Below are 24,524 nucleotides of genomic sequence, written 5' to 3' on the forward strand. Positions count from 1 at the left end.
GAGCAGCCATCGCATCCTCCTCAGGCTCCAAACCCAAGGAAGGAATCACGACCGAGATGCTGACGCTACCCCGCGTGAGTCCTGCTCAGCGAGGCTTGGTATAACGCGTTCAATTTACAAGTCGATTTTCGCTACCGCCTCAAACTCATCGCCGCCATTGGTCAGCTCTTGTGACGGGCGCCCGGCGGTAAATCTGCCGGTTAGCTCTAACTAACCAACCGGTTGGCGGCACTCACAGACACATATCACCGAACGCAAAGGGGGTCACAACGCGATATTATTTCAGCTTGATAACTGCAAAATTTCAGCTTTAAGTAGGTTTGTGCCCGTCTCATTTTAGGCAGACAAAATTATAGACGAACTTTTTCGTTCGATCATCACTGCCTCATACTCAGATCTGCTCCGCCATATTACAGCCGTCGGTCTACAGATTGAGCAGCAGCAATGTCGAGACAAGCTGCATGCCTGGCTCCGTAAGAATGTTTGCGCCAAACTAGATGCGGCTGGACCAAAATAAACTTAACAGGCGCTACGGTAAGTTCACAGATTTGGGTCCTCAAGCAGATTCGTTTTAGGTTGCATTTACGAAAATTTCTAGCATGTCATTTCATAAACTAAGACAGTTTGCCCCACCCTGATCGTACCTCTGAATGCGCGATCTGCTGCCAATCATTAAGGCAGCCTACATGGGTTCGGCGTGATCCTAGCGAGTGAACGCGCTCAAGGTCTCACCGTATGCTCACCGTCGTTGGTTGTCTCGTTGAGGCCCATGATTTCCGCCTTGTCGCCCTCGCGGCGGCCATCTGCGCTTTGTCTGCGCTGACGACGGTCTTCCTCGTCAGCCACGCCCACCGCGCAGACAGTTGGATGCAAGTCGGCTGGCTTGCCGTTGCTGCTGGTGCTGGAGGCTCAGGCATCTGGGCAACCCACTTCATTGCCATGCTCGCCTATGCGCCCGGCCTGCCCGGCGGTTATGATATAGCACTGACAGCCTTGTCCCTTGTTATCGCTGTCGTCCTAGTCGGAAGCGGCCTATCCATCGCGGTTCTGGTTGGCGGCAGCCTCGCAGCTTGGGCCGGCGGTGCGATGCTAGGTCTTGGCATCGCGGCGATGCACTACACCGGCATGGCCGCCTATTACGTTGCCGGCAATAAGGATTGGGATCTAGCGACGGCGACCCTCTCGATAATACTCGGTACCATCCTGGGTAGTGCAGCGCTCGCGACCAGGCTCGGGAGCAACGGCGTGAGGCGGCAACTGCTTAGCGCCTTGCTGTTAGTCTTAGCGATATGTGGCCACCATTTCACCGCCATGGGTGCGGTGACTATCACGCCAGACCCCACCATCGTGATCTCTGAGGCCGCAGTCCCGAACAGTTGGCTTGCAGTCGCAGTTGCACTGGCAAGTTTTGCTATCCTGCTTCTTGCCGGAGCTGCTCTGGGACTCGACATCCGTGACCGCCGGCACGCCAAGCGTGAGACGGACCGTTTGCGCAGTCTCGCAAACGCCGCTGTCGAGGGCCTTATGGTCTGCACCGGCGATACAATCGTCAGCGCCAACAACAGCTTCGCCCGCCTTGTCGGCGTAACCCAAGAGGCGCTTGCAGGCTCGTCACTCTCGACCTTCCTTCCGGCCGAAGCTGCACGGCTTGCTTTGGCCAGCCACCCCGAGCGGCCGGTCGAAACCGAGTTGCGGCGGGCGGACGGTGGGATGGTTCCGGTCGAGGTTATCATGCAGACGGTCGAGCACGCCGGCCAGCCGCATTACGCCGTAGCAGTTCGCGACCTCAGGGCTCGCCGGAAGGCTGAGCACCAAATCCAGTTCCTGGCTCACCACGATCCGCTCACCGGGCTCGCCAATCGCGCCAGCTTCGGCAAAAGGCTCGATCAGGAGATGCGGGCGGCAGATGCGAGCAAACGCAATCTCGCCGTGCTCTGCCTCGACCTCGACCGCTTTAAGGAGGTCAACGATCTCTTCGGCCATGCCGCCGGCGACGCAATGTTGGAAAACGTCGCTCGCATCGTCACGAGCGAACTCGCCGACACGCAGATGATGGCCCGGCTTGGAGGCGACGAGTTCGCTGTCCTGATGCCATGCGATGGCCCGTCAGAGGCCGGTCGCCTCGCCGAGCGAATCTTGGAGGCGCTACGATCTGGTGAGACTGAGGGTAGCGGCCCGCAGATCGCCACCAGCATCGGCATAGCCCTCTACCCGGACGACGCTGACGAGCGGACAATGTTGCTGAACTATGCCGACACCGCGCTTTACAGAGCCAAGTCGGAGGGCCGCGGCACCTATCGCTTCTTCGAGGCACGTATGGGTCTGGAGGTGCGTCAGCGCCGCCTGTTGGAGCACGACCTGCGGCACGCCGTGGCGCGTGGGGAGATGCATCTGGTCTACCAACCGCAGACAGATGTCGGCAGCGGCGAAGTCACCGGCTTTGAGGCCTTGTTACGCTGGAACCACCCTAAGCGGGGCTATATCTCGCCGGCCGTGTTCATTCCCATCGCCGAAGAGAGCGACGCCATTCTACAGATCGGCGAATGGGTGATGCGGGAGGCCTGCCGCGAGGCTTCAAGCTGGCCGAGGCCGCTTTCGGTGGCGGTCAACGTCTCGGCAGTTCAGATCCATAGCCCGCACCTTGTCGGGCTTGTACACGAGATCTTGCTCCAGACCGGCCTAGCACCGCATCGGCTGGAAGTAGAGGTCACGGAGACGGCGCTTATCCGAGATCCAAGCCGGGCGCTGCTCACGCTGCGGCAGCTGAAATCGCTCGGACTGCGCATTGCTATGGACGACTTCGGTACCGGCTACTCGTCGCTGTCGAACCTGCGGTCGTTCCCGTTCGACAAGATCAAGATCGACAGTTCGTTCGTCCGGGATGTGGACACCAACGAGCAGACGGCAGCCATCGTGCGATCGGTGCTCGGCCTCGGGAGCGGCCTCCGGTTGCCGGTCCTGGCTGAAGGTGTTGAGACGGCCGCAGAACTGAATTTCCTCATCGCTGAGAATTGCCACGCTGCTCAAGGCTACTTAATGGGTCGTCCTTCGCTTATTTGCGAGTTTTCCCACTATACACATGGCGCGGAACCGATCCTGCTGAATGAGCACAAGGTTGCTTGAGATATAAATAACAACGCCTAATGTTGCTGACCGGGTAATATTTCACTGTCGTATATAACTATTTTTAAAACAAATTAGAGCAAAATCACTTGTGTTATTCGTCCCGCGCTGCTTTACAAAGCTTCCGCAAGCGGAACTTCTTGTAGCCTACGACGGTTAGATAGCCGTCGTTAAAGCGGCGTCAGCTTCCAAACTGCGACACTGCTCACCAAGTCTGCAGGTTGGCCTCACTCGAATCGAAAAGCCATTTGCAGCGAGCTTGAACCTTGGCGCTGGCGAGTTGGTAGAAGGGTCGCAGTCACCTGTGATCCCGCTAAGGCCAGCATCATGAAACGCCCGTGGCAACTGACTTTCGGCCTGCTGCTCACGGGGCTGGCGGGCTACATCGATGCGATCGGGTTCATTCAGCTCAGTGGCCTCTACACCTCGTTCATGAGTGGCAACACCACGCAGATGGGTGTGTCGGTTGCTCATGGCGCGCTGGGCGGTGCGGTCATGCCGGCGGTCTTGATCGTCACGTTTCTGCTCGGTTCGACGATCGCCAGCGGCTTATCGATCGTCGCTCCCGCGCCTTGGAAGACAGTGATTGTGCTGGCCTACGAAGCTATTCTCGTCTTCGGCGCTTTCGCCCTCGGGCTCCAACTGCCCGAACTCGGTCTGGTGTCATTCTTCCTAGCTCTCGCCATGGGCGCGCAGAACGCGGTTCTTGGTTCCGTTCAAGGCTTTCGAGCAGGAACGACGTTCGTCACTGGAGCGCTATTCAGCCTCGGTCAGAAGCTCGCCGCTGCCTTCACCAAGACGGGGCCGCCTCTGGGATGGGTTGGCGATGCAGCGGTCTGGCTGGCCCTGCTGATCGGAGCCGTCGCCGGAGCGGCTGTCTACAGCGCGATCGGTATCTTCGCCTTGATCTTTCCCGCTGGCCTTACGGCCGGCCTCGCGGTGATGGCTGCGCTATTTGCCAGGGCGCATCGTGGCGTTTCATGAGGGCGACACGACCCCCGCCAGCACCTGCGCGTTCGCCAGGAGCTGGATGGTCGTGGCCACTAAGCGCGAAGGCCCGATCTCTGACGGTACACGCGCCGCCGCGCCGGAACGCAACCTAATCGGCCAGTCACCCGAGGCTTGATGGTGCCGCAAACAGGCACGGAACGGCGCCACCGCCTTGGCCAACACCAGGGGATGCTGCTTAGTATTTCGCTAGTCCCCCGTTGGGGGTCTCTTTGGTTGACCAGCCTACATAGCGGCGAATACGGCTGTCCCGTCGCCGTGGGGGCTCAACGTCACGCAACGCGGAGGTAAGCGCCCACTGTTCGTCTCATCTATACTAGATCGGCTGCACCTCGGCAATCCCAAGTTCGATGGGAGACGAGCGGCCGAAGATGCTGACTGCAACCTTGATCCGGTCGTGGGGCAGGATTTCTTCCACGGTCGCGGGGAAGCTGGCGAACGGCCCCTCCCGCACCACGACGTTCTGCCCGACCTTCACTCCGACCGGCTGAACGATCTCACCATCAGCGATGGCCTGCACGAATTGCTGAAGCGCCACAGGATCGAGCCGAGCCGGTTTCATCACGAGGCCGGAGACGTTGCCCTGGACCGATGTGTCTTCCTCGGGGTGGCACACGATCTCCGCCAATCCCGGACAGGCGCGGGCCTCGGCGAGATGCCGCTCGTCCTTGACCCCAATGAAGACCGTCCGCATCAGGAGCGGCGTCCGGCGCACCACGCGGCGTCCGCGGCGCACGACGATCTCCGATGCACGCGGCAGGTAGGTCGTCACCTCGATCTCGGCCAATGAATCGCAGGCGCGCTTTCCCATTCGGGGCAGGGTGCGGGCGACGTGCCAGGACAGCGTGGGGTCGATGGTGTCGGCCCTGGTGCCCCGGATGGGATCGCCTGCGCCTCCGGATCCCGTCGTGCCGGGCTGGCCGTGAGTGAAAGCGGATGACACCCGGCGCTCGGCCCGGCGCTGACGCCGGTCCCGTGCACGTTGACGTTTATCGCGACGGCTCATGCTGGATCACCTTCCCGTGCGGTGGCTCTTCTGGTCGCCCGCGGCTCTCGCTTCGCGCAGGACGTCGTTCCAGTCGGCCCCGGCCGACCTGGGCAGCTCGACCCTGACGCGGGCGATCTTGGAGGACAGTCGGTGGGCGAGCCCGTAGGCCGCGGCCTGACCGGCGAAACCGACGTCCGCATCTCCGAACACGATCACTTCGCCGACGCCGTCTGGCGGGACCCATTTTGCGAGCATGGCGGCGCTGACGGCCGCCCATACGGGCACGTCAAACAATACGGACGCGGCAAGAGCCGTCTCGATGCCCTCGGCAATCCCAAGAATCGGAGCGGGATCGAACAGGCGGACGGCCGAGCCGTCAGGTATCGACCCCGGCATCAGGCGGCGCGGGGCCTCCACCTGCGCTTTGGTGCCCTCGGCGGTGAGATAGGGCCGGTGGATCGTGGCCGGGCTCCCGTCCGGGGCTGAGACCATAGCGATCATCGCTGGATGCCAGGATGGCGCGTCGTCCTGGTAGCGTAGGCGCTTCACGGTCCGGATGCAGTCGGGCGCCGCCGACACGTCCACGCGGGAGGCCAGGTAGAGCGCTACGGGGTCACCCGGGGTGACGCGACTGGATCCGCGCCAGAGCCGGCGGAGTGCCTGCCGGCATTCGTCCGCGGAAGCGTGTCGACGGCTCGTCTGCTCGGGGACGCTGCCCAACAGGGCGTCGATTCGCTCCGCCAGAACACGGAAATCGCATCCCGTGGTCTTCATCGCGAGATCGGCCCCATCGCCGGCCCCGCAGTGATTGCAGATCCAGGTGCCTCGTCCCTCACGATCGTCGAAGCGGAAGCGGGTCTTGCCTCCGCACATGGGGCATGGGCCCTGCTTTCCCGACAGGTAGCGAGGGTCGACACCAACGAGCGGCAGAAGGCCAGCCCATCGACCACGTGCGCGGTCACTCAGCGGCGTGCGCATGCGAACGGCCCCTCGTTTTGATGTAGGCGATCTGGCGGGACTTGATCCACGACAGGACGAAAGCCGTCGGCTCGACGAGCGGAGCATTGTGGTACCGATCGGGCCAGACACCCGTCAGTTCACGAAATTTGTGAGCCGCCCAGCCCTCGGAATAGTTGCGGCGTCGGGCGACGTGCTTCAGCTGGCCGAAGAGCGATTCCTTCTCGATCGTGCTGGCGCGGGCCCGCTTCGGGGTCATCTCCACGAGATCGCCGTCGTCGCACTGAACCTCGCTCTGACGCTCGGGCTTGAACCCGCAAGCCGGGCACTTGGGTGCCTTCAGAGGTTTCAGGAACGAGCACGAGGGGCACTCCTTCGGCATGGCCTCGGGCTTCGCCTTGGCCTCGCGCTTCTGCCGCTCCCGGCCGTCGTCGAGGACGTCATGATGGATGTCAGTGACGAAGCCGAGCCGCAGGTGCGTGTCGCTGTGGTCCAGCACCAGGAGATCGTCCTTCCCGGGTGCCGTTCGCAGGCCCCGGCCGATGATCTGCACGAACAGCATCTCGGACTTCGTAGGCCGCGCCAACACGATGCACCGCACGTCCAGATCGACCCCAGTGGTAAGACATCCGACGCTAGCGATGGCCGTCAGCTCACCCGACGTGAAGCGGCGGAACAGCACCTCCCGCTCGTCGGCCTTCGTGTAGGCGTCGATGTAGCCGGTGGGCACGCCGGCCGCTTCGAACTGGGCCTGGAGGTTCTTGGCGTGCGCTCGGTCGACGCCGAAAATGAACGTCGGGCGGTTCTCCCCACGTTGGAGCCAGGTCTGCACCACATCCGCGACGAGGGCGGGCTTGTTCATGGCCTCGCCGAGGTCGCCCTCGTGGTAATCGCCGGCCACCGTTCGGACGCCGGTTAGGTCGGGGTGAGATGGGACGTAAACCCGGAAGGGGGAGAGGTAACCACCCTCGATCAGGCTGGCCGTCGTGGTGACCGAGATCAGGTCGTCGTAGAATTTGCCCAGGCCCCTGGTCCACGGGGTTGCCGACAGGCCGACGAACGGGACGGTGGCCCAATCGGGCGAGCCCATCCACAGGCCCAGCATCTCGAACCACCGGTGAGCCTCGTCGATCACGACGATGTCGAACCGTGGGATCGCCCTGCGCTGCAAGGTCTGGATCGAGGCGACCTGAACCGGTTTGCTTGCGTCCGTCATCGGATGCGCGCCCTGGATCACGCCGACGTCACGGATGCCCTCGGCCCAGAACGACCGGACAGTCTGGTCGATCAGCGATAGGGCAGGGACCACGAAAAGGACCCGCTTCCCCTTGGCTAGAGCGCCCCTGACGATGGCGCCGGCGACGACCGTCTTGCCGGCCCCCGTCGGGGCCTGGACCATCGGCCGGCGATGCCCCGTTGCCAGGGATTCGCGCAGCCGCTCGACGATGCGGCTCTGGTGGGGTCGGAGGACGCGGCTCACCGGACGGCGTCCTCACCGACGACCGCAAGCTCGACCCAGGCGTCGTCGTCCTCGCCGTGGGGATCGGGGGGGCCGAAGGCGTCGTCCCCGAACGGGTCGCAGGGTCCCAAGGCTGGCCGAGGCCTCCCCGTCAGTGCCTCATCCTGAAACCTTGTCTCACGGCTAGGAAGAAGGTTCTTTTGGGTTCTTGGGAGGTTCTTTCCCCGGCACGTGGTGCCGCTAACCCTACCTTGATATGCCGCTAACCCTACCTTCATTTGCCGGTAACCCCCCTCGGAGTTACCGGCATCATCTGCCGGAAAGGCGGTGTCTTCGGGTTGCTCCCTGGCGGCGGTGATCAGGTCGAAGTCGTGCTCGATTCTGAGCGCGATCAGATCCGATGCCCGGCCGCCGGACCCGTTGCCACGACGGGTTCGGGTGATGACATTTGCGACCTGGAGTTCCGCCAGGACGAGGCGGACCGTGCGGACGGCAAGCCCGGTCTCCTCGGCCAGCGTGGCCTGAGACGGCCAGCACCGCCCGTGCTTGTCGGCTCGATCCGCAAGGGCCGTCAGCACGACACGACAGGTGGCACGGACCCGCTGGCGCTTGGTCCACTTCAGCGCGACCATGCTCATCGACCGGCCACCATCGATTGGGCGACGAGGTCGTCGGCGGTCCGATAGGCGTGTTCCGCGGCGTCCGGAAAGCTCGCTGCCTTCGCGATGGTCGAGGCGCTGTAGCGCAACAGGCGCTCGCCGAAATCGACCACCATCTGGTAGTCGCCGACCGCCTCCGCTCGCCGCACCAGATCGGCGCGCAGAGCCCGCAAGGCATCGTCGGCGGCGTCGTACAGCCTACGGTCGGCATCTAGCCGTGACTTGAGATCGGACATGGCACTTCCGTTCCGGGAACCGCTGGCGCGGCCGGTGAAAGGGATCGAGACGGAGGTTCGCGTGGTCGCGGCAGGCGCGTCGGATCAGGGCGGGGCGCGGATCTGCGCCTTCGGTCGAGGCTTGAGGTTCAGGTGGCCGCGAAACTCGGCATCGGGCGGGCAGTGGCGCTCACGCAGAGCCTTCAGGCAGACCGCGGTCTGACGATGGGCCGAGGACCGCTGGCGATTGGTCTCCGCCGCCACCGGCAGATCGTCGGCGTCCAGGTTCAGGGCTAGGCGCCCGTCCTCGGCCGCCCGCTTCTCGTGCCAGCGGATCAGGCGATCCAGCGAAGCGGCGGACGGCACGTCGTAGGCGAAGTCCTCAACCATGGTGCTCCTCGGGGGTGTGGAGCCGGGCCTGCAGCCGACCGTTCTCCACGGTGAGGCACGCGATCTCGTCTTCGAGGTCGAGGCGGGTACGCTCCTCGGACGAGAGGTGCGCCCGCATGAACGCCGTGTAGGCATCAACCGCGGCCCGGTGGTCGGCGGGATCCTCGCTGACCTGGGCATGGCGCTTGGCCTCTACCCATCGGTCGAACAGGAAGCTGCGATACGCTTTCACGCGCTCTACGATCGGCGGAGACGTCGAGAATGGAGAGACAGCAAAGGGCATCGGCCAAAGCTCCGGGGTTCGGGAGCGCCGTAGTCAGGCGGGAGGATGAGGGCGGTGGTGGCCGGCTACAGGTGGCTCACGGAGGCGGCTGCGCGTGGGTGAGCGGGATCATTCGTCACTCTCCCTGAGCCAGACGCCGAGACCGGCCAGCGAGAGCCCGAAGCGCATCAGCATCCGGCCCACCGGGTCGCGCAGCCAAACGGGACACGCGTTCCGCAAGCGCTTCGAAATCTGCCGCGAGGCACGCCAACTCATCTGAACTCTCCCGGCTGCGCGCCGCGCGTGCCGCTCGGATGGCTTCGATCTCGACGGCCTCGACGCGCCGGGCCTTGCGGTACCAGAGGTCGAAAGCTCGCCAATAGGACAAGCCGGCCCGGCGGGCGGCGCGTCCGATCTGGGATTTGACACGGTCGTCGGAGCCGACGGGTCGCGCCAAGTCGCGCAGCCCCTCGGCTGCTTCAAGGACAAGGGCGGTCACCGACCTCTCCCAAGACTTTTGGGACATCTCCCAACGCTCCTTCGCCACAGTGATGGGCGTGACGAGGAGGTTGAGAGTGCGGTCCCTGAACGGCGGAACGAGCAAGGCCGGTCCTGACGCAAGCGGTGCTCTGGCGGGCGAGCGCGGGCGTCAGGGTCGGCCCTTGGCAGTGAAAAGCGGTGACGATCACGATGAAGCCTCCGCAGGTGCGGAGCGGCGCTTCACCGGCTCCAAGTCCGGGGAGCGAACCTTGCCGCCCGAAATGGCCTCGATCCGGGCAGCAACACGGATGGAGGGACCCCGCTCTCTGAATCGCAGCTTGCGAACGCCGAAGCGGGACAGGCCGACCTTCTCGGCCACGGCCGCGTCGTCGAACCCTTCGGAGCGCATCCATTCCTTGAGCAGCATGGCGGGCCTACTCCCGTCCGCAGCGGCGCAGGCGCCGGCTGGGCTGACGCCTGGCCGATTGGCCGAGGCCCTGGCGGTTCTGATGGTGGACCTGATCGAAGTGGTGCCACTGGACGACCGCCCCGCCGCGCGAGAGCGACTGTCCAACCGGTTGGACAACCAGGCGCGGCGAGCGAGCGGAGGGCCGGCAGCAGCGCTGCTCGGCGCGATCGCTTTCGCACTGATGCGCCTGGAGCAGTGAAACCCCACGGCGCCGTGCGAGGCGCCTCATCCCAGAGGGAAGGAGACCATTATGGCGAACGAAGAGGACCTGTTCGAGATCGAACTGGCGGGGATCGAGCGCACCCTCGGGCGCGACCTCGGCGATACCGCTTACGATGTCGAGTTCGACTGCACCCGGGGGCATGCGATCATCCACATCACGGTGAGCCTGGATGCGGAGTCGGTGACCACTACGGAGATCGTGCCACTGGCGATGAGCGATCTGCACCGGGCGTTCGCTGCCATTGCGGAGCAGACGAAGGCGTGGCGGATAGAAGCTGTTTAGGCGGGGCGCGCCGCTAAAACGTGACGGCCGGGCCAATTCACTATCGATATTACGAGAGCGATGCTCGGATTCCGCTCCATCAGCCAGCGTCCGGCTATGATGAGATGGATCGACAGCACGTTGACGAGGTTCGGTTCCCACCCTTTCCGCCGAACCATCCACGTTGCAGAATGGATCGAGAACAAAGCTGTTTTGCTTTAGATTGATCGGCGTCGGAACGAGGGAGTTCGAAAAATGAGCGAAGAGAAACCTGCACTGCTGCGCATTGAGAGGCCGGAATCCTACGGCGACTTTACGGCGGTCTTTGAGCTTCCTGGATCCGCTGGAACGATCAGCATCACGGTGCCGAGCGAAACGGACGAGAAACACATGGTCGAAGTGGCACGTGACCACCTCCATCGCCTCCTGCAGGCAACGACCGAGGTGACATTGGATTGGATTGTACCCGACGACCGCCGACAGAAGATCGACCCCGACCGCAAACAGACTCTCGGCTTCGGCAGCCGTGGGAGTCGGGGAGTGAGAAACCCGTGAGCATTCTGCACGAAATGATAATGTCCCACGCGCACTGATCCGCGACCGCAACATGGCGGTGGGCCGAATCAGGCCCGCCGTCATAGTCAGGGTGATATCGAAGTGTTCGGCGCGCATTAAAGGCGAGCCTCACGGATCAGATCGCTGGGTCGACTGTAGTGGGTTGTGGAAATCCGAGATGGTCGAAGAGCGGCCCAAGCTGCGGCTGTAACGGCACCACCGCTCATATTCTCGACATGAGCAATGATGTCTACTGGTACTGGCCGCTGACCATTTTCCCACCGCTGGAGGGTCCGGGCCGGATTGCGACCTGACAAGCCCAGCCGACGCGCCAGCACATCCAAAGATAATTTTCGGCTGATCCGCCACTGGCGCGGCGAGGGAAAAATGCTCATGGCTCATCCTATAGCCCATGAGGCTAACTAAGCGCAATGGGCTAAATAGCCGCTGCGGCTATAGACGAGAGAGCGCAGGCAGCGCATAGGGCTATATGACCTCTGAGCCACCAAACCGAATCGCCGAAATCCGGAAGAAGAAAGGCATGACGCAGCAGGCGCTTGCGGATGCCGTTGGAGCACATTGGATAACGATATCTAAGCTTGAGCGAGGAAAGTTGCCACTTAGTTTTGAATGGGCCGAAAAACTAGGCTCAGCCCTTGGAGTGGGAGAATTTCAGGTATTTAAAGAGGTGATGTCAGCAAAGCCAGTTTTCATTGATGGGATAATTACTGAAGGCGGTAGAGCTCATTTTTATAAAGATGAAGCCGGAAAAGAAGACTTTGACGCTATTCAGGTAGAATTAGATCTAGGAAAAAGAGCCAATACAGTTTGGTTTGAGATTGATAACGATGGCTTTTTTCCTTTTTTCCAAACACACGATCTTATCCAGGTAGAATGGCTAACGAGCAGAGACTCGGATCTGTTCATCAATAGACTCTGCCTTGTGGATTTGAGAGATAGCGACAAAGATACCGGTGATTTAAGACTCGGATTTATAGTTAATGGCACCAAAAAGGGTTTTTATAATTTAAATATTCTCAGTGGGGCTCCAATTAAAGACGTCCAAGTCAACAGCGGGGTAGCTGTTGTCACTATGGCTTTGTTTAATCCCGCGGTTTGGCGCGGCAAGGCCGATAATCTTGAGCCTATCGAGCCGACAACATAGCCGCATCGGCTAATATGAACTTGACATTGACATAGCCGCTAGGGCTAACATGCTCTCATCGCCTTTCGCGGTGGAGCCCTCCCATGTTCGTCCAGGCCAACCCCTACCTCCCGATCATTGGTCTGGCTGCACTGTGGCTCGCGCGCCACCTCACTCTCCGTATGGAGGGCTGAGGGATGGCCGCTGTCGGATCTGCCTCACTGAACCACGCTGAAGTCGGCCAGCCCGAGTGGCGCAGCGCCCTCCTGGCCGAGGCGATCCGGCATACGGCGCATGTCGCCGGCCCAATCAACCCCTTCGCGCTTCACCGCCACCTTCAGGATTGGGTCGGCATTCCCGAGGAGGCCTGCGGCGGTGAGATCAACACCATCCTGTTCGCGATGGTCCGCAGCGGCCTTTACACCTCGAACACCCACGATGAGGCCACCGGCACCATCACCATGGGCGTCGAGACGCGCCTGACGGCCTCGCGCACGCTGACGGTCTGCCTGCACGGCGAGCCCTGCGGCGACTACGAGGAGACCGAAATCTGAGAGGTTTCGGGTGAGCGCGGCGCGCCACCCGACACGAAGCGGTCTCCGCCAGCGCTGCAACGCCAGCGGAGACCTTCCCCGAACCCAGGAGCTAAAACCATGGAACAGGGCAACCGCCTTGATAGCAGACCCGTGTCCGGACGACAGGCCGACACGCAACACGATGCAGCCGACCACGTCCTCGACGAGGCCGTCACCCGGCTTCTGGCCGCCCCCGAGGGTGCGCCGGCCACTCCACCCGACCGCCGGGCGCTGGTGGCCTACTCATCCTGGCTGGCGATGGAGAGGCGCTACCTGTGCAGGGAGCTCTATCCGCACCTGGGGCATCGAGCGTCGGAGTTCATCGTCGGCATGAATGCCGGCTTCGATTTCCATCGCTCAGCGACCTCCGACCCGTCGAGCCGTGCCGTCGCCATGCTGGCGGCCATTGGCTGCGACTGGACCAAGGACGGCTACCTGGGCCTTGGCGATAGCGGCGATCCGGTTCCGCAAGAGAAGGCATTCCCGCATCCCGATGCGCGCCTGATCGATCTGGAGCAGGATTTCCTCGCTGCGAGCGCGGCCTACACGTCCGCTTGCGACCGAGAGGAGGTGGGATGGGCCGAACGCGACCGCCGCGAGGAGCCGTATCGGGAAGCCAATCGGCGGCTCCTTCTTCATCCGGAGCCGCACTCCATTTTTTGGACCGGGGACTATCTGCGCAGCATTCTGTCCGGTCGCTCTGCTCCTCTTTCGGCACAAGATGCGGCGGTGATCGGCAAACTGCGACGGGCTCAGCTCGTAGAGTTGCTGCCGCTGGTGGAAGCGCGTGATGCGAGGCGTGAAGCACTCGCTCTGGAACTGCGGCTCGAAGTTCTGGAGGCCGACGTCAAGACGGCATTCGCTGCGTGTGCTGCGATCACTGAAGAGATTTATCGGCTGCCGGCCAAAACCGTCGACGGGTTGGCTCTCAAGGTTCGGGTTCTGAAACTCGACGAACCCGGCTTCTGGCAGCGCCCGGATCAGAGAGTAGGACAACCGGGCTATTGGCACGAAGCCGCTTTTGCCGAGATTGCAGACGGCGTCGAGTACCTGCTTGCCACGGGGCAGGCCCGTCCGAGAACTGCTACCCCTAGCGACCTCGCCCGGGCCTGCGTCTGGGCCATAAGGCGGCGAGCCGAGATCAACCGCCAATGCTCTGCCGAGGGCTGGTGCGACGAACAACTCGATCGAGAATGCCAGAAGGTCGACGATGTTTTCACCCGAGCCATCCAGGAGCCGTCGCAGGGGCTGGGAGACATAATCGCCAAGGCCCAACTCGCCCTGAATGACTACGAGTGCTTTACCGCCTATCCCGGTGCTGGGCTCGACGATGGCAAGCGCATCGTTCTTACGGTGCTACGTGAAGTTGCTCAGTTGGCGGAGGCCTGATCGATGGCCGCCGCCACGCACCTCGCCTCAGGCGCCGATATGCGCCTCGCCCTCCGCCAACAGATCGAACGCGCCATCGAGGCGGCGTTCGACACCGCGTACCGGCTCATCGTCATCCTCGACGAGATGACGGGAGACCCGGACTTCGAGCCGGAAACCGACCGCGAGGACAACGGAGACACCGAGCCTGCCATGGCAGCGCTCGTGGGATCCGAGACGCAAACCCGATGGGTCGGGTTCGAGATGGGAGTGGCAGCATGATCGTTGCTCGCACCCCCCAACCGACGCAGGGCGTCCGCGGCGTCAACGTCGTCCTCTACAGCGGCGGCGAACTCCACATCGACGACATCGAGACCGCCGCCCAAGGGCAGGCGATCCTCGACGAGATCGACGGGGCCATTTCGACGATCGAGGACCAGTTCGCGCACGGCGTGACGAGCGAGAAGGATCCGAGCTGGCGCGCTCGTGCCGAGATCGCTCTCAAGCGAAAGCGACGCCAGCGCCCACGCCTCCAGCAGCGCATCGGCGAACTGCGCCGGGCCGAACGGCAGGTGCTGCCCCCAAGCGGTAAGCACCTGGCCGACTACGAGCGTCGGGAGGCCCGCCGAAGGGCCTTCATCGATGCTGCCAAGCAGATGCTTGACGCGGAGATGGTCACGGAAATCTGGGCGCGGGCTGCCGAGCAGGCCCCGGACGCTTTTGCCGAACTGGAGGCCAGCCATGATTGATCAGCAGACAGCGCTTGCCCGCATCACGCCCGGGGCTGACTCCGTGCAGATGGATCGGCGGATCGGCGTCATGCTCGGTGAGTGCGACGGCCGTACCGATCGCGACGGAACAGCCCTGGGCGGCCTGCAGGCAGTCCCGGTCCGCAGCGACAACATGGAGCCGACACTACGGCGTGGCGACTTCGTCCTGGTGGCCCCCACCGACGCCTACCAAGGCGAGGGCGTCTACGCGACGGTGAGCCTGGGCGCCGTCGTCCTGCATCGCTTCGAAAGGGTGGGGAAAGGCCGGATCCGCATGTGGTCCGACAATCCTCACTACACCCGCTACGAGATCTCGAAGGACGAGTTCCTGGCGATGCTCTTTGCCAAGGTCGTCATCACGGCGAGGGTGGTCGATCGGCTACTCCTGCCTGACGCGCTTCGGGTTTGAGGGGGCTTGCATCATGAGCACGCTCGTTCTGCAGACCCGCATCGGCTCCCGCGGTGGCCAGCCGCTGCACGTCGTCAACGCCGCCATGGCGATCCTCGACCGCAGACTTCCGACGGCGGCCGAGGAAGCGGACACGGGCGAACCAGCTGGCGTTGTTCGCGGCTCGGACCGGCACGCCATGCTGCCGGGGCCCGACCCCATCCATGCAGCCATAGTGGCGCACCGGACTGCGTGGGACGCTTTCCAGACCGCGTCAGAGGGCGGCCCTTCCGAAGTGGCTTCCCTCGCGATGGCCGAAGCGCTCGACGCGCTGCTTGCGACCTCATGCGAAACCCGGTCGGGAGCCTTGGCCTTGCTGAAGCACCTGACCTGGTGGCTCGACGAGGAGACCGAGTTCGCTGGCGACTACGAGCCCGAGTACGGCATCGCGAAGGCCCGTGCCGCCGACCTCACCATTGCCTTCACCGACGGCATCCGGGGGGACGAAGGGGCCGATCCGATCCTCGCAGCAGTTGCCGTGTCTGCTGCGGCCGAAGAGGCCCACTTCCGTGCGGTCGAAAGCCTCGATGAGGACGACGACAGGTCCATGGCTCGGGCCAACGCTGCCTGCGACGCGGCGAGCGCGGCTCGCCTGCAGGTAGCCGAGACCACCCCGACGACGCTCACCGGCATCCACGCGCTCGCCATGCACTATGCCGAGTGGGCCGAATGGTCAGCCCAGGCCGACCTCGCCCACCTAGCGACGGCCCTACAGCGCCTCCTGCCGGCCGAGAGGGCGCGGTTATGAGGGTGCCGGGACCCGCTGACCTTGCCACCGCCTGGGCCGCCCTGGAGCCTCCAGTGCGCGACCGTATCGGTATGATCGCCCTCGACATGGTGTTCCAAGGCTTCCTCTCCGGAAACGCCTTCGCGCCTGAAGATCGCGTCATTCACTCAGACGAGGAGCGCGGCGAGGCCGACGCCCGCGAAGGCGAGAGACTGAACAGCCTCTACCGCACCATCGAAGATGCGTTGCCAGACCTCTTTGGGCCGCCGGGCGAAAATCCGGCTTGGGCTTTGCCGATCGTCGAGCCGGGCTCTGTCGCATCCAGGGCAGACACAAGGATGACGACATGACCCCGCCCTCATCGCCTTCAACCGTCGCGGTCGGGCAACACGCTCGTGATCGGGCGATTCATCAGGCGCGGGGACTGATGGGCTGTGGTCGGGGGAGGGGACATTAGATGCCGCGCCGGGCTGCTCTGGTCACCCAAGCCGATATCGCCAGAGCAATTCGTGCCGCGCAGGCTGCTGGTCTGTCCGTGCACCGGGTCGTGGTGCGGGCCGACGGCGTGGCGGTCGAGACCAATGAAACGCTGCTCGATCGGAGCGGCCGCGATCCGCAAGAGGGCATTGCACGAGAGGGCAGGGTGGTGGTCCTATGACGACCACGATGCCGCGCCCTCGACCACCCTACCTGCTCCGCGAAAAGACCCGCCACGATAAGGTGGTTTGGTACGTCCGTCGCGGTGACGGTCCACGCATCCGCCTGCGCGAGCCTTACGACACACCGGCATTCTGGCGAGAATACCGCGCGGCTATCGAGGGCAAGCCTGCGCTGCCGAAGCCAGATCTGACCACCGGCACGATCGCGTGGCTCGTCGAGCGATACGTCGGCAGCGCGCAGTGGAGCGAGGAACTGTCGGCCGCCACGCGGGCCCAGCGCCACGGCTTGCTCAAGGCCATGGTCACGATTGCAGGGCACGAGCGCGCTGATGCCATCAACAAGCGATCGATCCAGGAGGGTATGGATCGGCGCAAGGCCAAGCCTCATGGCGCCAACAACTGGCTCAAGACGATGCGGGGCCTGTTCGCCTGGGCGGTCGACCGCGAGTACCTGACGACCGACCCGACGCGAGGCGTCAAGCTCATGGCCGGGCCGAACGATCGCGTCGGATTCCACATCTGGACCGATGACGAGCTCGCTCGGTTCGAAGCGAAGTGGAAACTCGGCACGCGTGAGCGGCTGGCATTCGACCTCCTGCTCTACACCGGCCTGCGTCGAGGGGATGCCGTGCGGGTTGGCCGCCCGCACCTACGCAACGACCTGTTGCGGGTCACAACCGAGAAGACAGGCCAGATCGTCACGATCCGCATCCTGCCGGCCCTCGCAGCTTCGATCGCGGCGAGCCCGACTGGCGAACTGACGTTCATTGCCGGCGAGCGCGGCGGGCCCATGACGAAAGAGAGTTTCGGGAATTGGTTTCGTGAGGCTTGCCGCTTGGCCGGTTGCCCCGGCGCCGCGCACGGACTGCGTAAGGCAGGGGCGGGGAGGGCAGCCGAAGATGGGGCCACCGAGGCAGAACTGAACGCCTGGTACGGATGGGCCGACGGGAGTCGAGAGAGCGCCACCTATGTGCGTGGGGCCAATCGAACCAAGTTAGCCGAGAACCTTGCGACGCGCATAGCAGAGCGGATGTCCCCCGCACCATCCGACCCGGTGCGGGGCGGAAGCGAGAAATCAAAGCAAGATCAAGGGCTTGGAATTAGGCTGGCTCCCCGAGTAGGACTCGAACCTACGACAAAGCGATTAACAGTCGCTTGCTCTACCAACTGAGCTATCGGGGACCACGGCGGGGTCTCTACACACGGGAACGGCGGGGCGCAAGGGCCGGGGGGCGAGGTTTCACGAATCCGTCACGCAGCGTCGTTCCCGACGTGATGCCGTTCCTTGCCTGCCTCGCGGGATGCCTTGCCTCACGTGACGGATGCGTGACGCCGATGTCGGGTTGGCCGTTGCTCAAGGGGGCCCGCCTCTGCTAGAGAGCCGCTCGCCCCTGATCGGCTGCCCGATCCGGACCAGCGCGGCACGGCCCCAGGATGGGGTACGGCCAGACGAGGCCTCGTGGCGGAGTGGTTACGCAGAGGACTGCAAATCCTTGTACGGGGGTTCGATTCCCTCCGAGGCCTCCAATTTCCTTCTTCCCTTCGAACGCTTTCGGTTTCCGACCGGGAACCTTGCGTTTCTCGAGCCGATCCCCGACAAACCGCGGGCTTCGGCCGCCGAGCTCGGACCGTCCTGTCGGATGCGTCCTGCGAGAGTTTCGGCACGCCCCGGCGGCCACGGGAGAAAGGGCACCGATGCTCGATGATGCGCAGGCGCGACGCCTCATGGTCGATTGCCAGTTGCGGACCTTCGACGTGACCAATGTCGCGGTCCTCGACGCCTTCGGCGCGGTCCCGCGCGAGCGGTTCGTACCGGCGGACCGGGCGGCCTTCGCCTACAGCGACCAGACCCTGCGGCTGGGACCGGACCGGGCGATGCCCGCGCCGATGCTGCTCGCACGCATGATCCAGGCCCTGGCGGTGGAGCCCGGCGCCCGCTTCCTCGACGTGGCCGCCGGCTACGGCTACGGGGCGGCGATCCTCTCCGGTCTGGGCGCCGAGGGCGTCGCCCTCGAACCCGACGCCGCCCTGGCGGCGGGCGCCCGGGAGCGACTGGCCGGCCGGCCCGGCGTGAGCGTGGTCGAGGCCGCCCTCGACGGGGGCCCGACCGAGGGTGGCCCGTTCGACGTGATCCTCGTGGAGGGCCGCGTCGAGGTACGGCCGCAGGGCCTCCTCGACCAGCTCGCCGACGGCGGCCGCCTCGTCTGCGTGATGGGGCGCGACCGTGCCGCCAAGGCGACCCTGTTCGTGCGTGCCGGCTCCGCTTTCGGCTCGCGCCCGCTGTTCGACGCGGCCTTGCCGGCCCTGCCGGGCTTCGCGGCCGACGCCGGCTTCGTCTTCTGAGACGGTTTCCGCTCGAATCGCGTGTGAACCGTCTCACGAAGCCCGCGCGGCGCCTGAGCGGAGCCCATTTCGCATCACGACGTGATCAACCGGAGATGGCATGAGACGCCCTCCGCGCGCCCCCGATCGGGTGTCGCTTTTATGCGGCACCCGATCACCTTTCTTTACCCACCGGCCGACGGGGCCTGTGCCGATGGTGCCAAGCTCGTCTAGACAGAGCACCGGGGCGGGCAACCCGGACTGCGCTTTCTGGATCCCCACGGACGTCAAGTGGGAACCCTCGGGCGCCGCGACCGTCGCTGGACGGTCGGCCGGTTCATCGAGAAACCGCAAGGGCTGATGGACGTGAGAGAACGGAACTCCGCGACGCGGGCTGAGCTTGCGCTCGCCGGCTTCGCCGCACCTGGGCTGGGTCGTCTGGCGCTGGCCGGATTGTCCCTGGCCGGCCTCGCCGTCGCTTCGGCGGCCCCCGCGAGCGCCGAGACGCTCGAGAGCGCCCTGGCGCGGGCCTACCGCGCCAATCCCGTGCTCAACGCCGGCCGCGCCGGCCTGCGCGCCACCGACGAGAACGTGGCGCAGGCCCAGGCCGGGTATCGGCCGACCGTCAACCTCAGCGCCGACATCGGCATCCAGCAGTTCCAGGGCCGCATCTCGGGCCAGCAGCTGAACAACACCACCCGGCCGGGCGGGGCGGGCCTGACGATCAACCAGAACCTGTTCGACGGGTTCCAGACCAACAACCAGACCCGACGCGCCGAATCGAACGTGCTGAGCACGCGCGAGTCCCTGCGCGCCACCGAGATGAACACCCTGTTCAGCGCGGCGCAGGCCTACATGAACGTCCTGCGCGACACGGCCAACCTGGAGCTGCAGCGCAACAACGTCGAGGTGCTCGAGGAGCAGCTTCGCCAGACCCGCGACCGCTTCAACGTCGGCGAGGTCACCCGCACCGACGTCGCCCAGGCCGAGGCGCGCCTGGCCGGTGCCCGCTCCAGCGTGAGCACCGCCGAATCCAACCTGCGGTCCTCCATCGGCGATTACCGCCGTCGCATCGGCGTCGAACCGCGCCAGCTCGCCCCGGGCCGCCCCCTCGACCGATTCGTGCCTCCCGGCCTCGATGCCGCGGTGGGGATCGGCCTCAAGGAGCATCCCCAGATCCTGGCCTCGCTCCATGCGGTGGACGTGGCCGAGGCGCAGGTGAAAATCTTCGAGGGCCAGCTCTATCCCCGCGTCGGCCTGCAGGGCGCGGTGCAGCAGCGCTACGACACCCAGTTCCCCGGCGACAACGGCGTCACCGCCTCCATCGTCGGCTCGATCTCGATCCCGCTCTACGAGGGCGGCCAGACCTATTCGCAGATCCGCCAGGCCAAGGAGCAGGTCGGCCAGGCCCGCATCAACGTCGAGGACGTGCGCGACCAGGTCCGCTCGGCGATCGTCACCGCCTGGGGCCAGCTCGAGGCCTCCAAGGCCCAGGTGATCGCCTCCCAGGCCCAGGTCCAGGCCAACGAGGTCGCCCTCAACGGCGTACGCGAGGAGGCCCGCGTCGGCCAGCGCACCACCCTCGACGTGCTGAACGCGCAACAGGAACTGCTCAACTCGCGCGTCAACCTCATCATCGCCCAGCGCGACCGGGTGGTGAACTCCTACGGCGTCGTCCAGGCAGTGGGCCGGCTGACGGTGCGCTTCACTGCGATCCCGACCGCGATCTACTCCCCCAAGGAGCATTTCGACCAGGTCAAGGACCTCTGGTACGGCGTGCGGACCCCCGACGGGCGCTGACCCCGGCCGACGGTTTCCTGTGGCCCGCGGTGTTGCGGAAGGGTCCCGCGGCTTGTGCTCCGCCACGGGCGTGAGCATCGTGATCCACCGGATCAACCGTTCCTTAACCTTATGCTCCGAGCATCGTCCTTATGAGTGCAGCGAGCCCCAAGGCGCAGGACAAGGCCCAGGAGCTGGGCCAGGAACCCTCCATGGAGGAGATCCTGGCCTCGATCCGCCGCATCATCGCCGACGACCAGGTCGCCAAGACCGAGGACGCGGAGCCCGTGCGCTCCCCCCAGCCCAGGCGCCAGGACGACGACATCCTCGATCTCGCCGAGGTCGCCCGGCCGATCCGCAAGCCGGCCCCGATCGAGGAAGAGCCGATCGGCTTTCGCGAGGCGACGGCCGACGACGTCATCGACTTCGACTCGATCTCCTTCGACGACGCGCCGGAGCCCGAGCCGGAACTCAGCTGGGACGAACCGGCTCCCGCGCCCCGGCAAGAGATCCGCGAACAGATCCGCGAGGAGGTTCGCCAGGACGCTCGCCAGGAAGTTCGGCACGAGCCCTACCGGGACATCCGGCCCGAGCCCGCGAGCGCGCACGACCGCCTCACCTCGGCGGTGACCGATGCCAGCGTCCACCAGGCCTTCGGCATGCTGGCGAGCACGGTGCTCAGCCACAACGCCCGCACGCTGGAGGACCTCGTGCAGGACATGCTGCGCCCGATGCTCAAATCCTGGCTCGACGACAACCTGCCGGTGATGGTCGAGCGCCTGGTGCGGGCAGAGATCGAGCGCGTGGCCCGCGGCCGCTGAAGCGCCGATCCGCCGGGCGTCGGTTGACGCGGGCCCCGTGACGGGTTGAAAGCGGCCGGACGCGACGTTCCGCGTGAAGTGGCCCCGACTCCGTCATGATGGACAAGACCTTCGACCCCGCCGCCGTGGAGGCGCGCGTCTCGGCCGCCTGGGAGGCCGGCGAAGCCTTCAAGGCGGGCCGGCCCGACCGCGCCGGCGCCAAGCCCTTCACCATGATGATCCCGCCGCCGAACGTCACCGGCAGCCTCCACATGGGCCACGCCCTCAACAACACGCTCCAGGACATCCTGTGCCGGTTCGAGCGCATGCGCGGGCGCGACGTGCTCTGGCAGCCGGGCACCGACCACGCCGGCATCGCGACGCAGATGGTGGTGGAGCGCCAGCTCGCGGAGGCCGGCAAGCCCGGCCGGCGCGAGATGACCCGCGAGGCCTTCGTCGAGACGGTGTGGGCCTGGAAGGCGCAATCGGGCGGCGCCATCGTCAACCAGTTGAAGCGCCTGGGCGCCTCCTGCGACTGGTCGCGCGAGCGCTTCACCATGGGCGTCTCGGGCGCGCCCGACGACCAGATGGTCCGGGCCGTGACCAAGGTCTTCGTCGATCTCCACGCGCAGGGGCTGATCTACCGCGACAAGCGCCTCGTGAACTGGGACCCGAAGTTCCAGACCGCGATCTCCGACCTCGAAGTGCTGCAGGTCGAGGTGAAGGGCCACCTCTGGCACTTCGACTACCCGATCGTGGACGAGGCCGGCGCCGAGACCGGCGAGGTCATCACGGTGGCCACCACCCGCCCCGAGACCATGCTCGGCGACACCGCCGTGGCGGTCCACCCGGACGACGGGCGCTACACGTCCCTCGTGGGTCGGCGGGTCCGCGTTCCGTTGGTCGGCCGGCTGATCCCCATCGTCGCCGACACCTATTCCGACCCCGAAAAGGGCACCGGCGCGGTCAAGATCACCCCGGCCCACGACTTCAACGACTTCGAGGTCGGCCGGCGCGCCGGTTGCACCGCCATTAACGTCCTGGATGCACAAGCGCGCATAACCCTCGATGGAAACGAGGCTTTCCTGGCCGGTGCATCGCCGGAGCCGGAGACCCTCGCCCTGCACGGCCTCGACCGCGAGGCGGCGCGCGCCCGCGTCGTCGCCTTGATGGAGGAGCGCGGACGGCTTCGCCTGACCGAGCCCAACACCCATGCCGTCCCGCACGGCGACCGCTCGGGCGTGGTCATCGAGCCCTACCTCACCGACCAGTGGTACGTGAACGTCAAACCCCTGGCCGAGCGGGCGCTCCAGGCGGTGCGAGACGGAGAAACCCGTTTTGTTCCAGATACCTACCAGAAGACGTTCTTCCAATGGTTGGAGAACATCGAACCCTGGTGCATCTCGCGCCAGCTGTGGTGGGGGCACCGCATCCCGGTCTGGTACGACGAGGACGGCGGCATCTTCGTCGCGACGAGCGAGGCGGAGGCACGCGAACAGGCCGAGGCCCGGCACGGTCGCCCGACCGCCCTCACCCGTGACGAGGACGTCCTCGACACCTGGTTCTCCTCCGGCCTGTGGCCGTTCTCGACGCTGGGCTGGCCCGACGCGACGCCCGAGCTCGACCGGTTCTACCCCACCGACGCCCTGGTGACGGGCAAGGACATCATCTTCTTCTGGGTCGCCCGGATGATGATGCTCGGCCTCCACGTCACCGGCCGGGTGCCGTTCGCGACGGTCTACCTGCACACCCTGGTGCGGGACGCCGCCGGCGCCAAGATGTCGAAGTCGAAGGGCAACGTCGTCGACCCCCTCGGGCTCATCGACCAATACGGCGCCGACGCCCTGCGCTTCACCCTCGCCGCCATGAACGCGCCCGGGCGCGACATCAAGCTCGGCGTCAACCGGGTCGAGGGCTACCGCAACTTCGCGACCAAGCTCTGGAACGCCTCGCGCTTCGCCGAGATGAACGGCTGCGTCCTGCGGGCCGACTACCGGCCCGGGGACGCCGCCGAGACCCTGAACCGCTGGGCGCTGGGCGAGGCCGCCCGCGCGGTGGCCGAGGTGACGGCGGCGCTGGAGGCCTACCGCTTCAACGACGCGGCGGCCGCCGCCTACCGCTTCGTCTGGAACATCTTCTGCGACTGGTACGTCGAGCTGGCCAAGCCCGTCCTCCAGGGCGAGGGCGACGCCGCCTCCAAGGCGGAGACGCAAGCAACCGTCGCCTTCCTGATCGACCAGATCGCCAAGCTGCTGCACCCGTTCATGCCCTTCCTCACCGAGGAACTGTGGGCGATCAAGGGCGAGGGCATCGCCGGGCGCGGGCTCCTGGCGCTGGCGCCCTGGCCCGACCTGTCGACCCTGGCCGACCCGCAGGCCGAGGCCGAAATCGGCTGGGTGGTGGACCTCGTCTCCGAGATCCGCTCGGCCCGCTCCGAGACGAACGTGCCGGCCGGCGCGCAGATTCCCCTCGTGATCGTCGGCGCCGACGAGGCCCTGCGGGCGCGGGCTCGCCAGTGGCAGGACACGCTCCTGCGCCTCGCCCGCCTCTCGCAGATCACCTTCGCGCAGACCGCGCCGAGGAACGCGGTGCAGCTCCTGGTGCGCGGCTCGGTGGCCGCCCTGCCGCTGGAGGGCATCGTCGATCTGGCCGCCGAAGTGGTGCGCCTGAACAAGGAGGCGGCCAAGGCGGCCTCGGAGATCGCCAAGATCGAGGCCAAGCTCGGCAACGCCGACTTCCTCGCCCGCGCCCCCGACGAGGTGGTGGACGAGCAGCGCGAGCGCCGCGACGCCGAGGCCGCCCGGCTGGAGAAGATCCGCGAGGCGCTGGCGCGACTGGCGGAGGCGTGAGGCCGACGCCTGCGATCGCGACGACGATCCATCC

The 24,524-nt window shown here is 65.2% G+C and carries 27 protein-coding genes, 2 tRNA genes and 1 pseudogene; 20 read left to right on the forward strand and 10 right to left on the reverse strand.

The window, feature by feature from the left end; translation table 11 throughout:
- Nucleotides 1-735 precede the first annotated feature (735 nt).
- Both ASG40_RS06050 and ASG40_RS06055 read left to right on the forward strand, forming a co-directional pair.
- Nucleotides 736-3,123 (forward strand): bifunctional diguanylate cyclase/phosphodiesterase, encoded by a 2,388-nt coding sequence (locus tag ASG40_RS06050; RefSeq protein ID WP_055882436.1) that lies wholly within the window; start codon nt 736-738, stop codon nt 3,121-3,123.
- Between the two features lie 327 nt (nt 3,124-3,450).
- Complete coding sequence (locus ASG40_RS06055) at nt 3,451-4,107, forward strand: YoaK family protein (RefSeq protein ID WP_055882440.1); 657 nt, start codon at nt 3,451-3,453, stop codon at nt 4,105-4,107.
- A 340-nt stretch (nt 4,108-4,447) separates the two neighbouring features.
- Here ASG40_RS06055 and nusG read toward each other — a convergent pair whose 3' ends face one another.
- The 9 genes from nusG to ASG40_RS06095 all read right to left on the reverse strand — a co-directional run bounded on the left by nusG (nt 4,448) and on the right by ASG40_RS06095 (nt 9,968).
- Nucleotides 4,448-5,137, reverse strand: coding sequence for a transcription termination/antitermination protein NusG (gene nusG, locus ASG40_RS06060; protein WP_156387580.1), 690 nt, complete (start codon nt 5,135-5,137; stop codon nt 4,448-4,450).
- A gap of 6 nt (nt 5,138-5,143) precedes the next feature.
- Nucleotides 5,144-6,097: a DUF7146 domain-containing protein gene (locus ASG40_RS06065; RefSeq protein ID WP_055882445.1), complete on the reverse strand. Its 954-nt coding sequence runs from the start codon at nt 6,095-6,097 to the stop codon at nt 5,144-5,146.
- Nucleotides 6,078-7,556, reverse strand: coding sequence for a DEAD/DEAH box helicase (locus ASG40_RS06070; RefSeq protein ID WP_055882448.1), 1,479 nt, complete (start codon nt 7,554-7,556; stop codon nt 6,078-6,080). Before ASG40_RS06070 ends, ASG40_RS06065 begins: the two co-directional genes overlap by 20 nt.
- Nucleotides 7,553-8,173: a helix-turn-helix domain-containing protein gene (locus ASG40_RS06075; RefSeq protein WP_055882450.1), complete on the reverse strand. Its 621-nt coding sequence runs from the start codon at nt 8,171-8,173 to the stop codon at nt 7,553-7,555. Before ASG40_RS06075 ends, ASG40_RS06070 begins: the two co-directional genes overlap by 4 nt.
- The gene (locus tag ASG40_RS06080) at nt 8,170-8,430 is read right to left on the reverse strand and encodes a hypothetical protein (RefSeq protein ID WP_055882456.1); all 261 of its coding nucleotides are present in this window, start codon (nt 8,428-8,430) and stop codon (nt 8,170-8,172) included. The genes ASG40_RS06075 and ASG40_RS06080 overlap by 4 nt, the downstream gene beginning before the upstream one ends.
- An 84-nt stretch (nt 8,431-8,514) precedes the next feature.
- Entirely contained in the window at nt 8,515-8,799 is a 285-nt protein-coding gene (locus ASG40_RS06085; RefSeq protein ID WP_055882458.1) for a hypothetical protein, read from the reverse strand.
- Complete coding sequence (locus tag ASG40_RS06090; RefSeq protein WP_244480542.1) at nt 8,792-9,031, reverse strand: DUF837 domain-containing protein; 240 nt, start codon at nt 9,029-9,031, stop codon at nt 8,792-8,794. Before ASG40_RS06090 ends, ASG40_RS06085 begins: the two co-directional genes overlap by 8 nt.
- A 166-nt stretch (nt 9,032-9,197) precedes the next feature.
- The gene (locus ASG40_RS21835) at nt 9,198-9,560 is read right to left on the reverse strand and encodes a hypothetical protein (RefSeq protein ID WP_156387581.1); all 363 of its coding nucleotides are present in this window, start codon (nt 9,558-9,560) and stop codon (nt 9,198-9,200) included.
- Between the two features lie 186 nt (nt 9,561-9,746).
- Nucleotides 9,747-9,968 (reverse strand): hypothetical protein, encoded by a 222-nt coding sequence (locus tag ASG40_RS06095; protein WP_055882465.1) that lies wholly within the window; start codon nt 9,966-9,968, stop codon nt 9,747-9,749.
- A gap of 58 nt (nt 9,969-10,026) precedes the next feature.
- Between ASG40_RS06095 and ASG40_RS06100 the strand changes: the two genes are divergently transcribed.
- From ASG40_RS06100 to ASG40_RS22060, 13 genes and pseudogenes are all read left to right on the forward strand, one after another.
- Complete coding sequence (locus ASG40_RS06100) at nt 10,027-10,209, forward strand: hypothetical protein (protein ID WP_156387582.1); 183 nt, start codon at nt 10,027-10,029, stop codon at nt 10,207-10,209.
- 51 nt (nt 10,210-10,260) lie between these two features.
- Complete coding sequence (locus tag ASG40_RS06105) at nt 10,261-10,515, forward strand: hypothetical protein (protein ID WP_055882472.1); 255 nt, start codon at nt 10,261-10,263, stop codon at nt 10,513-10,515.
- A 234-nt stretch (nt 10,516-10,749) separates the two neighbouring features.
- A complete protein-coding gene (locus tag ASG40_RS21045) occupies nt 10,750-11,049 on the forward strand; it encodes a hypothetical protein (RefSeq protein WP_156387583.1) in 300 nt (99 codons plus the stop codon).
- A gap of 490 nt (nt 11,050-11,539) precedes the next feature.
- On the forward strand, nt 11,540-12,214 hold the full coding sequence (locus ASG40_RS20290; protein WP_082523925.1) for a helix-turn-helix transcriptional regulator: 675 nt from the start codon (nt 11,540-11,542) through the stop codon (nt 12,212-12,214).
- Between the two features lie 176 nt (nt 12,215-12,390).
- Nucleotides 12,391-12,747: a hypothetical protein gene (locus tag ASG40_RS06110; protein WP_055882475.1), complete on the forward strand. Its 357-nt coding sequence runs from the start codon at nt 12,391-12,393 to the stop codon at nt 12,745-12,747.
- A gap of 99 nt (nt 12,748-12,846) precedes the next feature.
- Entirely contained in the window at nt 12,847-14,157 is a 1,311-nt protein-coding gene (locus tag ASG40_RS06115) for a hypothetical protein (RefSeq protein WP_156387584.1), read from the forward strand.
- A gap of 3 nt (nt 14,158-14,160) precedes the next feature.
- Nucleotides 14,161-14,418 carry a hypothetical protein gene (locus ASG40_RS06120; protein ID WP_156387585.1) on the forward strand — a complete coding sequence of 86 codons (258 nt, stop codon included), beginning with the start codon at nt 14,161-14,163 and terminating at the stop codon, nt 14,416-14,418.
- Nucleotides 14,415-14,885 (forward strand): hypothetical protein, encoded by a 471-nt coding sequence (locus tag ASG40_RS06125; RefSeq protein ID WP_055882483.1) that lies wholly within the window; start codon nt 14,415-14,417, stop codon nt 14,883-14,885. Before ASG40_RS06120 ends, ASG40_RS06125 begins: the two co-directional genes overlap by 4 nt.
- A complete protein-coding gene (locus tag ASG40_RS06130; protein WP_055882485.1) occupies nt 14,878-15,315 on the forward strand; it encodes a S24 family peptidase in 438 nt (145 codons plus the stop codon). The genes ASG40_RS06125 and ASG40_RS06130 overlap by 8 nt, the downstream gene beginning before the upstream one ends.
- A 13-nt stretch (nt 15,316-15,328) precedes the next feature.
- The gene (locus ASG40_RS06135) at nt 15,329-16,102 is read left to right on the forward strand and encodes a hypothetical protein (RefSeq protein ID WP_055882488.1); all 774 of its coding nucleotides are present in this window, start codon (nt 15,329-15,331) and stop codon (nt 16,100-16,102) included.
- A gap of 53 nt (nt 16,103-16,155) precedes the next feature.
- On the forward strand, nt 16,156-16,431 hold the full coding sequence (locus ASG40_RS06140; protein WP_156387586.1) for a hypothetical protein: 276 nt from the start codon (nt 16,156-16,158) through the stop codon (nt 16,429-16,431).
- Nucleotides 16,432-16,538: 107 nt separating this feature from the next.
- The gene (locus tag ASG40_RS20295) at nt 16,539-16,739 is read left to right on the forward strand and encodes a hypothetical protein (protein WP_082523927.1); all 201 of its coding nucleotides are present in this window, start codon (nt 16,539-16,541) and stop codon (nt 16,737-16,739) included.
- A gap of 485 nt (nt 16,740-17,224) precedes the next feature.
- A pseudogene (locus ASG40_RS22060) lies at nt 17,225-17,653 on the forward strand (tyrosine-type recombinase/integrase); the annotation flags it as partial.
- Nucleotides 17,654-17,846: 193 nt separating this feature from the next.
- Here ASG40_RS22060 and ASG40_RS06145 read toward each other — a convergent pair.
- Nucleotides 17,847-17,922 (reverse strand) — tRNA-Asn (locus tag ASG40_RS06145).
- Nucleotides 17,923-18,193: 271 nt separating this feature from the next.
- Between ASG40_RS06145 and ASG40_RS06150 the strand changes: the two genes are divergently transcribed.
- The 5 genes from ASG40_RS06150 (at nt 18,194) to ASG40_RS06170 (ending at nt 24,490) form a co-directional block, all read left to right on the forward strand.
- Nucleotides 18,194-18,267 (forward strand) — tRNA-Cys (locus tag ASG40_RS06150).
- Between the two features lie 168 nt (nt 18,268-18,435).
- Nucleotides 18,436-19,083, forward strand: a complete 648-nt coding sequence (locus ASG40_RS06155) for a protein-L-isoaspartate O-methyltransferase family protein (RefSeq protein ID WP_055882495.1) — start codon at nt 18,436-18,438, stop codon at nt 19,081-19,083.
- 339 nt (nt 19,084-19,422) lie between these two features.
- On the forward strand, nt 19,423-20,862 hold the full coding sequence (locus ASG40_RS06160) for a TolC family outer membrane protein (RefSeq protein ID WP_082494616.1): 1,440 nt from the start codon (nt 19,423-19,425) through the stop codon (nt 20,860-20,862).
- 191 nt (nt 20,863-21,053) lie between these two features.
- Nucleotides 21,054-21,662: a PopZ family protein gene (locus ASG40_RS06165; protein ID WP_055882677.1), complete on the forward strand. Its 609-nt coding sequence runs from the start codon at nt 21,054-21,056 to the stop codon at nt 21,660-21,662.
- A gap of 95 nt (nt 21,663-21,757) precedes the next feature.
- Nucleotides 21,758-24,490, forward strand: coding sequence for a valine--tRNA ligase (locus ASG40_RS06170; RefSeq protein WP_055882498.1), 2,733 nt, complete (start codon nt 21,758-21,760; stop codon nt 24,488-24,490).
- The last annotated feature ends 34 nt before the right edge of the window (nt 24,491-24,524 follow it).

Source organism: Methylobacterium sp. Leaf399 (genome assembly GCF_001424525.1).
GTDB lineage: Bacteria > Pseudomonadota > Alphaproteobacteria > Rhizobiales > Beijerinckiaceae > Methylobacterium.